This is a genomic window from Bacillus sp. PDNC022, assembly GCF_016919285.1.
GTDB lineage: Bacteria > Bacillota > Bacilli > Bacillales > Bacillaceae > Bacillus > Bacillus safensis.
This window is the reverse complement of record NZ_CP070345.1, coordinates 2,425,452-2,440,233: the sequence shown is the minus strand read 5'-3', so window position 1 is coordinate 2,440,233 and position 14,782 is coordinate 2,425,452. Positions and strand designations below refer to the sequence as shown.

The 14,782-nt window shown below is 44.4% G+C and carries 8 protein-coding genes; 4 read left to right on the top strand and 4 right to left on the bottom strand.

The features are described from left to right. Positions 1-6 precede the first annotated feature (6 nt). Positions 7-8,202: a non-ribosomal peptide synthetase gene (locus JVX94_RS12610; RefSeq protein WP_205183338.1), complete on the top strand. Its 8,196-nt coding sequence runs from the start codon at positions 7-9 to the stop codon at positions 8,200-8,202. A gap of 6 nt (positions 8,203-8,208) precedes the next feature. Beyond that, positions 8,209-8,949, top strand: a complete 741-nt coding sequence (locus JVX94_RS12605) for a thioesterase II family protein (protein ID WP_205183336.1) — start codon at positions 8,209-8,211, stop codon at positions 8,947-8,949. Between the two features lie 36 nt (positions 8,950-8,985). Here JVX94_RS12605 and JVX94_RS12600 read toward each other — a convergent pair whose 3' ends face one another. Continuing rightward, positions 8,986-9,900, bottom strand: a complete 915-nt coding sequence (locus JVX94_RS12600) for a DMT family transporter (RefSeq protein ID WP_205183334.1) — start codon at positions 9,898-9,900, stop codon at positions 8,986-8,988. Between the two features lie 131 nt (positions 9,901-10,031). On the opposite strand from JVX94_RS12600, the gene JVX94_RS12595 reads away from it, so the two are divergent. Further along, entirely contained in the window at positions 10,032-11,369 is a 1,338-nt protein-coding gene (locus JVX94_RS12595; RefSeq protein WP_203129268.1) for an aminotransferase-like domain-containing protein, read from the top strand. Here JVX94_RS12595 and JVX94_RS12590 read toward each other — a convergent pair. Continuing rightward, positions 11,366-12,058: a 4'-phosphopantetheinyl transferase family protein gene (locus tag JVX94_RS12590; protein ID WP_205183332.1), complete on the bottom strand. Its 693-nt coding sequence runs from the start codon at positions 12,056-12,058 to the stop codon at positions 11,366-11,368. The genes JVX94_RS12595 and JVX94_RS12590 overlap by 4 nt on opposite strands. Positions 12,059-12,201: 143 nt before the next feature. Here JVX94_RS12590 and JVX94_RS12585 point away from each other — a divergent pair, with 143 nt between their 5' ends. Then, the gene (locus JVX94_RS12585) at positions 12,202-13,062 is read left to right on the top strand and encodes an AraC family transcriptional regulator (protein ID WP_203129270.1); all 861 of its coding nucleotides are present in this window, start codon (positions 12,202-12,204) and stop codon (positions 13,060-13,062) included. A gap of 23 nt (positions 13,063-13,085) precedes the next feature. Here JVX94_RS12585 and JVX94_RS12580 read toward each other — a convergent pair whose 3' ends face one another. Continuing rightward, the gene (locus JVX94_RS12580) at positions 13,086-13,676 is read right to left on the bottom strand and encodes a hypothetical protein (protein ID WP_205183330.1); all 591 of its coding nucleotides are present in this window, start codon (positions 13,674-13,676) and stop codon (positions 13,086-13,088) included. Between the two features lie 84 nt (positions 13,677-13,760). Further along, the gene (locus tag JVX94_RS12575; protein ID WP_095407726.1) at positions 13,761-14,405 is read right to left on the bottom strand and encodes a YczE/YyaS/YitT family protein; all 645 of its coding nucleotides are present in this window, start codon (positions 14,403-14,405) and stop codon (positions 13,761-13,763) included. Between the last annotated feature and the right edge of the window lie 377 nt (positions 14,406-14,782).

Below are 14,782 nucleotides of genomic sequence, written 5' to 3'. Positions count from 1 at the left end.
GAAACGATGTTAGTGAGTAGACGAAAAGGACATGCAGCAAATCATATCGTCAGAATCAACGGAAAACGGATGGATCTTAAAGCATTAGAGCAAGTCATGATGCTTCATTTTCCACTAAAGGAATGTGCAATCATTCCAAAGAAAAATCAAGAAGGCATTCTATCGCTTGTGCTATTTGCACAGGCGAAGGACCCTTCGCTGACAAGGGAGGATCTGATGAAAGGTCCGCTTCATCCTCATGAAGTGCCAGCCGCTCTCGTCTTATTACCTTCTTTGCCAAAGACAGAAAGTGGAGCAGTCGACACAGAGGCACTGCTTTCAATTGAAATCATAGATCAAGAGGAATTAAGAAAGATAGAACAGCGCACCAAAGCTATAGATGGAGTAGAGGAAGCGGCCGCTTTCATTGAAAGTCAGTCAGAAAAACGCACGCCCTATCACTTAGATGACCTGTTTCCTGATCGACAGCGTACTCAAGGGAACGGACCGATTTCGAAAAGTGAAGCGGGCAAAACAAAACAATCATCTGTCCATGAGAAGCCGCCCGCACTTGTGTATGGCGGAGATGTGATCAAAAAACCAGGCACACCTGTCACGCTGACAGAGGTGCTGATTCGATCAGCCTTTATGTCACCAGACCGCGGGGTGACTTATATAAAAGAAGGCGGGCGTACGTTGACCCAAACCTATCCTGAATTATTAACAAGCGCTGAACGGGTTCTGTCCGGTTTAAGGGCAGCAGGACTGACAAACGGCGATCAAGTGTTACTTCAATTGAAAGATCATCAAGATTTTATCACGGTGTTCTGGGGCTGTATTCTCGGAGGAATCATTCCGACCCCGGTCTCTGTGCCGCCTGTTTATGATGAAATGAATCAAGGTGTGAATAAGCTGAAGGGCGTGTTTCAGCTGCAAAATGAACCTTTCATTATTACGAATGAAGCAAGTGTTGAGGACATTGCTGGGCTGCGTGAGACATTTGAAGCAAAGGTCATACCTATCTTAACAATTGAAGCATTGCTGGCATATGAACCAGATGAACAGCATTATGAGCCGGAGCCGGATGAGCCTGTGCTGCAGCTGCTGTCTTCAGGAAGTACGGGTGTACCAAAGTGTATCCGTCATCATCATCAAAGCATTTTATCTAGAATTGTGGCCTTTGAGCAGGTAAACGGCTTTACACATGAGGATGTGTCACTTAACTGGATGCCGCTTGATCATGTTGGTGGAATTGTCATGTTTCATGTACATGACGTCTACCTCGGCTGCCAGCAGATTAGTCCCTCCATCGATCAATTTATCGAGCGGCCGATGGTGTGGCTGGATTGGGTAGAAACATACGGTGTCACAAGGACATGGGCGCCAAACTTTGCCTTTGCCATGATGAATGAATATGAGGACGACATTCGTAAGGGGAGCTGGGATCTGTCCACTCTGACTTATATCATGAATGCAGCCGAAGCGGTTGTCCCGAAAGTCACACAGCGCTTCATGCACATGATGGGACAGCACGGATTAAGCCGTCATGCGATGGTACCTGCTTACGGCATGTCAGAAACATCCTCAGCCATTGTTCAGTCAAAAAAATTCATGCGGAACGGTGAACAGGATGGACAGCTGACGATTGATCAAACCTCGTTAACAAGTGAGATTGAATATGTGACGCACGATCATCCGAACAAGATGACGTTTACAGAAGTCGGCACGCCGATTCCATCTGTATGGATTCGAATTGTAGATGAGCATCACGAGGTGCTGCCAGAAGATCAAGTTGGGCGTTTGCAGGTGAAGAGTCCAACAATTATGATGGGCTACTATCAAAATGAGGAAGCCAATCAAGAAGTATTTGCGGAAAACGGCTGGTTTCACACGGGGGATTTAGGGTTTATTCACGAAGGGCGTCTCGTTCTGACCGGTCGAGAAAAAGACATCATTGTCATCAACGGCGCTAATTATTTGAATTACGAAATTGAAGCGGTTGTAGAAGAGGTGGACGGGGTGGAAGTCACCTTTGCCGCTGCGTACGGCATTTACAATCCCGACTCAAGCAACGACACGCTTGCCGTCTTTTTTGTCTCACAAAGGGATTCAATAGAGGAACAAATCACGATGATTCAACAGATAAGAGAAGCCATCATTCGAAAAATCGGAATAGAGCCTGATCACATCATTCCGGTGAAAAAAGATCAATTTCCGAAAACGGAGAGTGGGAAAATTCAGCGTGCCCAGTTAGGCGCAGCACTAAAAGAAGGAGCATTCCGTGACATTGAACAGGCACTGGATCTTGCTTCTGAAAATGAACAAACACTCCCAGATTGGTTTTTCAAACGCATTTGGGCTAAGGAGCATATCGGTCCAACTCAGCCTTTTTCTGACCATGTACTCGTTTTCGAGGATGAAAAAGGACTTTATCAATCGCTTTACGCCCAATTTGAACAAAAGAATCAGCCATATATTTCTGTGAGAAAAGGGCATGAATTTTTGCGTCTTTCCAAAGGGATGTACCAGATGAACCCGAGAATCAAGGGGGATTACGTCAGGCTCGTTGCAGCACTTGAAGCAGATGAACTAAAGACAAGGTGCATGCTCCATCTGTGGAATGTGTCAGACAAAGAAGACATCGTTGATCCTGCGCAGTTCAAAGAGCTGCATGCCAGCACCAATCAATCCATTTTGTACTTGTATCAAGCATTGAGACAAGCAAATAAAGAGCCCATCCGTCTTGTCGTTGTGACAAAAGGTGGTCAATTTGTGAAGTCTGAAGACGATCTTCATGTAGAGAAAACGCCGCTTGTAGGTCTGCTAAAAACCATTCCGCAAGAATGGGAAGGAGCAGAGGTGTCTCATCTTGATATTGAAGCGGAGAATGTAGAACAGGATGCCAAGCATATTGCGGAAGAATTGTCTGCGATTCATATAAAAGCGGAGGTATCTTACCGAAATGGAGACAGATTCGTACCAAAGCTGGAAAAAGTCGATATGATCGAAGCGCCTCAAACAGAAGGTTTTTTAGAATATGAAGGTCTTTATTTATTGACTGGAGGACTTGGCGGGATTGGATTTGAGCTGTCTAAGCAAATGCTCCAATTTGGCTTAAAGCTCGTATTGATCGGACGGACATCTCTGGAAGACAGCTTGGAAAAGAAAGAAGCCTTCTCACAGCTAAAAGATATTGGGGACGTCATTTATATCCAAGCGGATGTGACCAACTTACGTGACATCGAGCAGGCGATTTATAAAGCAGAAAAGCATTTTGGACAATCAATTCGGGGGGTGCTGCATTTAGCCGGTGCTGGTAATGTGTCTGAGCATTTTCAGCAGGTGGACAAGTATACATTAGCTCATACGTCAGAAGAGGATTTCACAAAAGAAATGTCAGGGAAAGCAGACGGAGCATGGGTCCTGCAGGAAGCCTTTAAGTATGATCCGACAGTACCGCTTGTCTTTTTTGGATCGGTCAATGGCTTTTTTGGCGGCACAACATTTGGGGCATACTCTGCGGCCAACAGCTTTTTAGATGGACTTGCGCATGCTCTCACCTTTCAAGAAGGAAGACGAGCGATCTCTTTGAACTTCAGTATGTGGGATAATCTTGGTTTGTCTAAGGGGCATACCGGAGCAGCTCTCACCGTTCGCAAGGGATTTCAATTGATTGGAAAGAAGCAAGGTCTCCATTCATTATGTCTAGGTGTCCGGCTGAATGAAGCGCATCTGTTTATTGGTCTGGACGGAGCAAATCCAGACATCGCCGGGTATCTTCAGCCAGCTCCAATACCGGTCTTTGAGAAAAAGCTTTTTTACACCGTTCAGCCTGGCAAAGAAGTGCATGTTGAAGAGATTTCGAGCGTCTCAGCAGGCAAATGGGACATTCAGCAAGTACAGGAAATACCGAAAAAACAAGATGGCTCTATTGATCTTGAAGCCCTCAAACTGAATCATGACAAAAATGCACAAAGCCTTGAAAAGCAATTGCCAGAAACGAAGACAGAGCAGCTTCTTGCCGCCATTTGGGAGGACATTTTAGATGTAGATCGTGTGTATAAAGAGGATCAATTCTTCGACCTTGGCGGACATTCACTAAAGGCGACTCAAACCATATCTCGGATCAATCATGAATTTTCAATTAAGGCGCCTTTAAAAATATTATTTGAAAGCAAACATCTGGCACATCTGGCGCAAATGGTTGATGACATCAAAGGAACGCCAGCCGTTCAGGAAGCGGAAATTCCAAAGCTTGAAAAGCAAACAAGCTATGAGCTGTCACATGCCCAGAAGCGTATTTGGTTCTTATCCACATTAGAAAAGAGCCATCATTACAATATATTAGGTGCTTGGAAGCTGACAGGACCATTACACATTCAAGCATTAACAAAAGCGATTGGTCTTTTAACAAAGCGGCATGAAGCACTTCGGGCAGTATTTAAATCACTTGGCGGCAAGCCGGTTCAACTCATTCGTGAAGACCTTCCGCCATCTGTGACAGTGGCAAATTTCTCGTTATTTAATGAAAAAACAAGAGCGAGAAGACTCAAGCAGCTCATTCAGCAAGAGGCAGAACGCGTCTATGATTTAGAAAGAGGACCTCTTGCGCAGTGGACGATAGTAGATATGGGCAAGGAGGAGTATTATCTCCTTTGCGCGCAGCATCACATCATTTCAGATGCATGGTCACTCAGCCTGCTCATTCAGGAGTTAGAAGTGGCATATGACGCACTGCTTGCAGATGAAACGCCGCAGCTCCCAGCCTTAGAAATCGAATGGACGGATTATGTACATTGGGAAAATGAACAATTAAAGCATCATCAAGAAGATCAAACCTATTGGCTCAATACGTTACAAGGTGAACTTCCAGTGCTGGAACTGCCGTTTGACCGTCCTCGTCCGCCGGTTCAAACATTTAACGGTGCTACAGAGCAAATCGTACTGGATGAACCGCTTATCCGCCGCTTGCTGGCTTTGTCCAAGCAGCAGGGCACGACGCTGTTCATGACGATGCTGTCCGCGTACTATGTCCTGCTTCACAAGCTGTCCGGACAGACAGATATCATCATTGGATCACCTATAGCAGGGCGGGATGCCAAGCAATCAGAGCAGCTTGTTGGGATGTTTGTGAATACACTTGCGCTGAGACAGGACGTCTCAACAGCAGAGACGTTCGCTGATCTCTTGGAAAATGTGAAAGAGATGACGTTAAAAGCCTTTGAGCATCAGCATTATCCATTTGACAAGCTTGTCGATGATCTTTCGTTAGATCGAGACTTAAGCCGGTCACCTATTTTTCAGGCGGCCATGGGGTATGTCACCGATTCGCTCGATGTAAATCTCAAAGGGCTGACAAGTGAACATGTGATGGTCCATCATACAGTATCTAAATTTGATCTCACCCTGCATATATTTGAACAGGAAGAGCAGCTGTCGATTCATGTGGAATACAATACGGATTTATTTGACCAAGAGACCATCCAACGTTATATGAACTATTATCTACATTTGTTAGATGGCATGACGGCTCAGCCTGAGCGTACATTTGCTGATTATTGCTTAATGGACAAAGCGGAACAGGCGGCCATGATTATAGGGAAAAATCAAACAGATACGCCATATCCAAAGCGTACGCTTCAAGAATTGTTTGAAGAGCAGGTGCAGCGTCATCCGCATCGTATTGCCTTGTCCTATATGGATGCACACATGACATATGAAGACTTGGATGAAAAGGCGACAAAGCTTGCTGCTTACTTGCAGTCAAAAGGAATTGGACCAGGATCCCTTGTACCGATGCTATTTGATCGCTCCTTTGACATGATTGTGTCGGTCCTAGGAATCGTCAAATCTGGTGCTGCGTATGTTCCGATGTCACCTGAATATCCTGATGCACGCATCCGTCTCATCGTTCGTGATACGCAAAGCGATGTGATCATCACCCAGTCTCATCTTGCAGATCGTCTCGTAGACTTTACAGGTACAAAGATTGTCATGGACAAGCCAATACTAGAAACAAATGCAATGTATCAAAGAGAAGCATCGATCATAGGGGAAGACCAAATAGCCTATGTCAACTACACATCAGGCTCAACAGGTACACCAAAAGGCGTGATGCTCCCTCATGCAGGAGTTGTCCGCTTGGTTAGAGAAACAAATTATATCAAGCTCGGTCCAGATGATAAAATGCTTCAGCTCTCAAACTATGCTTTTGATGCCTTTACATTTGAATTATGGGGAATGCTGCTGAATGGTGGTCAGCTGATTCTGCTCCCAAAATATGCAGCACTGAATATGGACGAATTAACGCAGTTCATCAAAACGCATCAAGTCACAGCCAACTGTCTGCCAACCGCTTTATTTAATCGATTGGTGGAGCATGATCCAAAAAGTGTGGCAGGCTACCGCACATTACTCGTTGGCGGGGAAGCCATGTCAAGTGAGCATGCACGAAAGGCATTGATGCATATGGAGGGTGTGCTCGTCAATGCTTACGGTCCAACAGAAAACACGACATTAGCCACAACACATCAAGTCACACATGTGCCAGCAGGCGCAAAATCAGTTCCTATTGGTGTGCCGGTGTCGAACTCAACTGTCGTCATACTGGACGATGCGCTCAATCCAGTACCAGCAGGCGTCAAAGGAGAAATTTATATCGGCGGAACTGGCCTTGCGAAAGGCTACCTTCATGATCCAGAGCAGACAAAGGAGCGGTTTATTGATAATCCTTTCCATGAACTAAAGGGAGACAAACTGTATCGTTCAGGCGACCTTGGTACATGGCGGTCAGATGGCACTATTGAATATCTTGGCCGAAAAGATCATCTGGTGAAAATTAGAGGCTACCGAATTGAATGCGGAGAAATTGAGACAGCCCTGCTCAAGCATCCACAAGTCAAAGAATGTACAGTCATCGCCAAAACGTATGGCAGCTCAAAGCGGCTGGCGGCCTACCTTGTAACAAACGGAGAAAATCCTGTTCCGGGCTGGAAAGCCTTTTTGCAGGAAAGCCTGCCAGGCTATATGATTCCAAGTTACTTTGTCGTACTGGATGAAATGCCGGTGACAACGAACGGGAAGGTTGATCAAAAAGCACTGCCAGAGCCAACAGAAACAATTTCCCTTTCCGATGATGACGATAAACCGGTCACTGAAACGGAGGAGCGGATTGTCGCAGCTTTCAAGGAAGTACTTGGTGTGAAACAAGTAGGTATGCATGACTCCTTCTTTGATCTGGGCGGCGATTCCATCATGAGTATTCAGGCTGTCGCCAAATTAAAAGAAAAAGGTGTTCGTGTTGATCCAAAATGGATTTTCATGCACCCGGCGCCTGCCCAGTTAGCCGCACATTTAGAATCAGTGCCAGAAGCCGCTGAGAACATCGAAAGGTCTCCGAAGGACTATGTGATTGAGCTGAAAAAGGGCGACCCAGCCGAACCGAGAATATTCTTTGCACCGCCAGCTGGTGGAACGGTGATGGGCTATATCGATGTTGCTAAGCTTATGACACATCAAGGCGCTGTGTACGCCTTGCAGTCTCCTGGCCTATATGAGGATGAAGAGCCGCAATTCCTCCATTATACGGAGCTTGTGACCCTTTTTATTGAAGCCATTGAAACGTTCTACCGTCCGGGCATTGACTATCTCGCAGGGCATTCAATGGGCGGGCATCTTGCCTACGGAATGAATCAGCGGCTCTGCCATGCAGGAAAAGCACCGAAAGGACTCATCATTTTAGATACGGTCCCAGTGCTAAGAGATGAGGCAGATCAGGCACTTCATGCCGATATGAACGAAGAAGAAGTAAAAATGCTCGCACTTGTCCTTGGAATGGGGAATCTGGTCGGCATTCAGCCAGAAGCTTTACAAGGATTGAGCTTCCAAGAAGTGAAGCAGAAAATACTCAAAGAGGCAGAAAAGGATGAAGTTGTTCATCAATTCATGAATGATCAATATTTAGATAAATATTTACAAATGCAAACGCATAATACGATCATGTCACAAGCCATTGAATTAGAAAAAGAACCATTCCCTGTGCCATTTTATATTGTCCAAAGCAGTGATCACGCAAGCGATTTCCAGAAGAAGTTCGCAGACTGGGAGGCTTATACGAAAGAGTCGTGCTCGTATTACCACATCAAAGGCGACCATGTCACCATGATGAAAAGACCGCAGGCAGATGAACTGGCACGGATTCTTCAAACGATTATAAAGGGGTAAAGACGTATGAATCAGTTATTGAAAACCTTTGAAAAAAAATCAGATCTCATTCAGCTTATTTGTTTTCCTTTTGCCGGCGGATATTCCGCCTCATACCGTCCGCTCTTTGAACAGCTAAAAGACGTGGCCGAAGTCACAGCAGCAGAGCCCCCAGGGCACGGCACCAATCTCATGCCGCTTGAATCAAGCATTGACCGGCTGGCAGAGCTGTATAAAGAAGGACTCACGGACAAATTTAACCGCCCATTTATTCTGTTCGGACATTCAATGGGAGGACTTGTGGTATACAGACTAACCCAGCTGCTAGAAAAGGAAGGAATTTATCCCGCAGCAGTGGTGATCTCAGCCATTCAGCCTCCGCAAACAAAACGGCAGATGCTGACCCATTTATCCAATGAAGCATTTGTACAGCATATTGCCGAAATGGGCGGGATTCCAAAGGAATTATTAGAGAACAAACCAATGATGGATTACTTTACACCGTCATTGCGTGCAGACTACCGGGCACTGGAAACTTTTCAGCACACAGATCAATCGATCATCGATACACCTGTTTATTTATTCAATGGAAAGCAAGATGAGAAATGCATACAGGATGCAAGCGGCTGGCTAAAATGGGTTAAAACCATCGAACGCACCAATTTCGATGGAGGCCACATGTACATCAACACACACCTTGAGCAATTTGCAGAGCAGATGAGACATGTCATTGAGCTTGCAGCCAAGCAGCAATTGATTAGACATTAAAAAGAAAGCGGCTCTCTATAAAGAGGCCGCTTTTTCTTATGAATGCTGTTTCTTCACGACATTCCCGCCAATTACTCCGCCAATGACCAGCACCCCTCCGATGAGATGATACCAATCAATCGTTTCGTGTAAAATGAGAACCCCGGCGGCGACCGTGATAAATGCGGATAAATTGTTAAAGATGCTGACCTTTGCCGCTTCAAGCTGAGAGAGTGCATAGTTTGATAAATACGCCGTGAGAAGCGATGAAAGAATGCCTAAAAAGAGCATCGACCATACAAAGGATGCTTCTGTAAATGGACTGAAAAACTCCGGCAATGTGCCATTGATCGAATGCCGGATAAGCGCGGCGGCATTGAAAAAGACAAAGCCAAAGAAGGTCATCACAAAGGTGAGTTCGATCACATGGAAGCGTTTTGTAATCACTCTGGCAAACACACTATATGCACTGGATGACAAGGCTGAAAGTAAAATCAGCAAATAGCCGATGAAGTGAGAATGCTTGACATCAATTCCCTTCATGACAAAGAGAAGCATCACCCCGCACACAGAAAGAAAGGTAAACAGCACTTGTATCCATGTCGCACGTTCCTTTAAAAACCAGGCTGCCAGCAGCATCGTCAGAATGGGAATCGTCGCTTGAATGATGCCAGCCTCTGAAGAAGATGTATACATCAATCCCCACACTTGAAAAGCAAAGAACAAAACAGGATAAAGCAAGGAAAACGGTACGATATAAATAAGATCACGCCATTGAATGGATATGCGATACTTTTTTCGTAGAAACGGGTACAGCAATAGAGCGGCTGCAAAAGAAATGGTAAAGCGGTGTGCCAATAAATCTATTGGGTTTGCTGATTCTAATGCTATTTTGACAAACAAAAAGGAAAAGCCAATGATAGAGGCGTATGCGATCGCGGCAGCATACGCTTTTTGTTTTGACATATTCATAACGTGACTCCTTACATGAGCATGCATGCTTCAAATGAATTGACCGGTTCTGTTCTTCTATCGTAATCGGATCATCTAACGTGTACAATAAGAGAACATGATATCTGTACCGGTACAAGGAGGGAAAAGGTGTGAGGAAATATGATCAGCTTGTCTTGAGTTTAAAAAGAAAAATGGATTCTGGTGAGTACAGTGCTGGGATGAAAATTCCATCCATTCGCCACTTAGCGGCTCAATATGCAGTGAGTAAAAGCACTGTCATCAAGGCGCTTGATACATTGGAGCGTGAACACTTGCTGTATTCTGTAGAAAGAAGCGGCTATTATGTTGTGAAAACGAAGCAGCCAGCAGGCAAGCAGGACGGCGCATGGATTGATTTTGCTTCATCTGCACCTGATCCCGTTGTGTTTCCATATGTCGATTTCCAGCACTGCATCAACCAAGCGATCGATTTGTATCAAAATGACTTATTTATTTACGGCACAGCCAACGGTTTACCATCACTGCTGCCAGTCATCTCAAAGCGATTAATGGATTATCAAGTGTTTGCTCATCCAGAACAGATCGTCATGACTTCTGGTATTCAGCTCGCTTTATCCATTTTAAGCACCATCCCTTTTCCGAATGGAAGACAAACCATTCTAGTCGAACAGCCGGGTTATCACTTATATCTCCAATATTTAGAGAAGAATCAATTACCTGTGCGCGGAATTCAGCGGACGGAAAAAGGGATTGATCTTATCGAATTAGAGCGCATCTTTCGAGAAGAGGAGATTCGTTTTTTCTATACGATGCCAAGATTTCAAAACCCGCTTGGAACGAGTTTATCAAAGCGAGAAAAAAGAGCGATTGCATCCCTTGCCGAGAAATATGATGTCTACATTGTTGAGGATGATTATATAGCAGATTTAGAATTCGATACAAAAAGAGACCCGATCTATTCATATGATCAGGCAGGAAAGGTCATTTATTTGAAAAGCTTTTCGAAAATCATTTTTCCGGGGCTTCGAACAGGAGCGGTCGTCTTACCTGAAGAACTGATTAGACCTTTTAGCGAACACAAACGACTGATTGATATCGACAGCTCGATGCTGTCCCAGGCAGCCTTAGAAATATATTTAAAAAGCGGGATGTTTGAGAGGCATAGAGACAGAATGCGGGAGACCTATCGAAACCGCTCCAAGCAGCTCGTAGCAAGTTTAAAAAATGATCAGAGCACTTATCAGCTGGGAGAACAGGAGCCGGCTACCCATACACATGTACGTGTCGACCGGTCGATTCCCATGAACCAGCTCATTCAGCAGCTGAAAAAGGCATCTGTTTCCATTCAGCCAATTGACCGTTATTACCTGTCGGCCTATCAAAAGGAACCCATTCTTCAGCTGAACATCTGGCAGGTGAAAGAAGAGCAGATCACACGCGGAGTCGATCTATTAAAGACGGTATTTCAGCAAAGCACGCGTTATTAAAGGCGGGACAGCACATCGCTGCAAGTGAGTCTCTCAACGCTTTCAGCCGCAGCATACTTTCGTGTGCATACCGCCATTTGGTAGGCAGGGTCAAGTGAATATGTTTGAACAAAGCAAGGCGCTTCATGATCAGGTAATGTTAACTCAGCCTGTCCATCCTCTGACAGACGGGCTGTAAAGGACGAAAGCCCATAGGATAAGCCTTTTCCAGTCAGCTTGATAAAGGCCTCCTTCATTGACCATAGATGAAAGAAATAGGCTTCCTGCCGTTCTGCCGGCTGTGAGAGTAAATCCTGATACTCATCCGCTGAAAAAAATCGTTTGGCAATCGCCAAATCAATTGGTTTGATTTCCTCAATATCAATCCCAACAGGTGCATCATCTACTGCACAAACGACCCAATTGCCAGAATGAGAAAGATTAAAATGAAAAGAAGGAAGATGCCGGACAACAGGCTTGCCATTGCCCTCAGTTTCAAAAACGATCTGATCCATAGGCAGATCGTACATATCATGGATCGTTTGACGAACCAGCACCTCACCTAACAAGGTTCTTCTTGCATCGATCAAAAAACGAAAGCGTTCAGCGGCAGCTCGCTTTTCAGATGACACAAAGGGTTTCAGACGCTCTATTTGTTGTCGTGCATCAATTTCATCTAAGTGTTGTAATTGGATAGCAAATATCTTCATAACGAACCTCTAATTTTTTACATTGATTGTACCATTGGAGAGTGCCGCGTAAAAGGGAAAGAGACCCCTGTTCAATAAAAGCACAAAATGACAGGAAGGAGCGGGATGATCTCGATATAGTGAAGAAGGAAGGAGAGACAGATATGATTCACTTGATGATGGATAGTATTAATTATATAGAGGAGAGGCTCGATCAGCCTTTGCTCATCGAAGAAGTGGCAGAGGCCGCCTGCATGTCTAAATTTCATTATCAGCGCTTGTTTCATATGCTGACGGGAATTTCTGTCGCAGAATATATTCGAAAAAGGCGATTCACCCTTGCTGCGGAAGAGCTCATGACCAAGCAAGTGAAAGTCATTGATGTAGCGGTTAAATACGGCTATGAAACCCCAGAGTCGTTTACGAAAGCATTCAAACGACATCATGGATACACACCAGCAGCAATCAAAACAAGCCAGTATTCCGTGAAAGCATATCCCCGTCTCTCCTTTGAACTTCAAATAAAAGGAGTGGAACCGATGCATTATCGAATTGTAGAAAAAGACTCATTTTCTATCATGGGCAGAAGGCTCAAGACAACAACAAAACAAGGCCAAAACACACAAGACATCCCAGCCTTTTGGGAACGTGTCAACAGAGAAGGTTGGACGGACTCATTGGCTCATCTTGCAGGGGAACTTGGGTATGTCGGTGTATGTGCCCACTTTAATGAAACGCTTGAAACCTTTGATTATATCATTGGAATTGAGCAAGGCATGGAAGAACCAGACCCAGCGATGACAGTTGAACAGATTCCAGCAAACACATGGGCTGTGTTTCAGGCAAAGGGACCGGTCGAAACGGCTGTTCATTCAACATGGGCACGTATTTTTACAGAATGGTTCCCTGCCTCAGGGTATGAACACGCTGGCGGAATGGAAATGGAGACGTATCCCGTAGCTGGAGATATTCATTCGCCAGATCATATGACGCTCATCTGGATCCCCATTCGTCCATTAAAGTAAAAAGGCAGCGAGCCTCGCTGCTTTTACGTCTGATTCACGATGTGAACACCATTCGGATCAGTTGTATCAACTCCATCATCATCTGTCATGACCGCGTTAAGCAGGGAAAGCCGTTCTCCTTTTTGCCAGTGAATGGTCTGCTTCATTGAAGATAGCAGCTGATCAACTTTAGGTGTCTGTGACAAATCAGGAACAGCAATTGTCAGAGCATGCAGCGCATCGTTTCCCTTTTCGATGACATCTGTACGGCGCTGTAATTCAAGCCTTAAACGAAGAGGTGTCGAAAGAAACGTTCTCCGTTCCCCAGCTTGGATTGGCCAGTTTAGTTCTTTTGCTTGTGCAAGCAATTGATCATATTCTTCGTCTGAGACAAGAAAGCCGATGTGATCAAACAAGACTTTTTTACTATATCCGAATGTGATATTAATCTGACCTTTTCTCATTTCGATGATTCGAAAGGTCGGCTGCTTATCTCTAAAATCATCCCATGTGAACGGGGGATGAAAGGAATCATCCTTTGTGAAACGTCCTTTTACCTCAAAGCCCAGCGAACGATACGTTTGTTCTGTCTCTTCAACAAATGGTGTCCAGTAATGATAGTGGAAAAGCTGCATGAGGTCTCCAACTCCTATGTGTGAATATTCTGTTTATTAATTTTAACACAAGAAAAGCCATTCTATGATAAGAATGGCTTACTTTCATCTTGTAAGGGTTTGAACAGGTTTCTCTGCTGTTTTTGTAATGAGCAGCTGCAGGAGCCGTGTCGATTGCGGCAAGGAAAAACGAAGGACAAGACCTGTGAAGATAGCAGTCAAAATCGTTCCAATGCCGATCGGTCCACCGAGCATCCATGCAAACAAAAGCACTGTTAACTCAATGCCATTTCGAACCCACTGAACGTTCAGCCCTGTTTTCGCTGAGATGAGAAGCATTAATGAATCCCGTGGCCCAGCGCCAAGATTGGCTGAAACATAAATGCCAACGCCATATCCAGAAACTACAACACCCGTAATAAATACATATAAAGCCGGTAAATACCCATGTGGCGCAGGTAATATCACATTAAAGAAATCAATAAACACGCCAATCAGCACCATATTCAGTAAAGCGCCGATCTTTGGAAATGATTTCGTAAAAACAGAAGTCAGTGTCACAATGAGTGCACCAATAATAATGGACCATTGTCCAATTGTGAGTCCAAAATGCTGAAACAGTCCGTAGTGGAAAGCGTCCCAAGGACCAATCCCAAGGATCTTCCCTTTCACTGTCAGCGATAGTCCAAAAGCTAGTACGATCAACCCAACAAAATAAAAAAACCATCGTAAAAGATGTTCCCGCTTCAAAAGCATTCCCTTCTTTCTTAAACACTCGATTTCCATCGTAACATACTCTCACACCCCTTTAAATGGCTTTGCTCAATTGTAATCGCTTACTTAAGAAAAGAATTTTTTCGAATCGTAAAGGTCAAAACATCAAAACAAGCAGCAAGACTTTTGGATTGTTTTTTTTGACAAAGCGATCCAATCATTCCCTTTTTTTGAGAGAAAAAGAAAAAAAACCAATATGTGCTGACAAAAAATCATCATTATCCAATTAAAGATTATTTATCTTTTAATAGAAAGGATTGTATGTAATACACATCATAAGACCTGTTTGAGAAGATAGATAGATGAGGAAATATGAGATGAAAAAAGGTTATTTTATTGGAAGAACATAAGTA

Coding starts and splice junctions, on each gene's coding strand:
- JVX94_RS12610 (WP_205183338.1), top strand. CDS start 7: ATGTTAGTGAGTAGACGAAAAGGACATGCAGCAAATCATATCGTCAGA.
- JVX94_RS12605 (WP_205183336.1), top strand. CDS start 8,209: ATGAATCAGTTATTGAAAACCTTTGAAAAAAAATCAGATCTCATTCAG.
- JVX94_RS12600 (WP_205183334.1), bottom strand. CDS start 9,900: ATGAATATGTCAAAACAAAAAGCGTATGCTGCCGCGATCGCATACGCC.
- JVX94_RS12590 (WP_205183332.1), bottom strand. CDS start 12,058: ATGAAGATATTTGCTATCCAATTACAACACTTAGATGAAATTGATGCA.
- JVX94_RS12585 (WP_203129270.1), top strand. CDS start 12,202: ATGATTCACTTGATGATGGATAGTATTAATTATATAGAGGAGAGGCTC.
- JVX94_RS12580 (WP_205183330.1), bottom strand. CDS start 13,676: ATGCAGCTTTTCCACTATCATTACTGGACACCATTTGTTGAAGAGACA.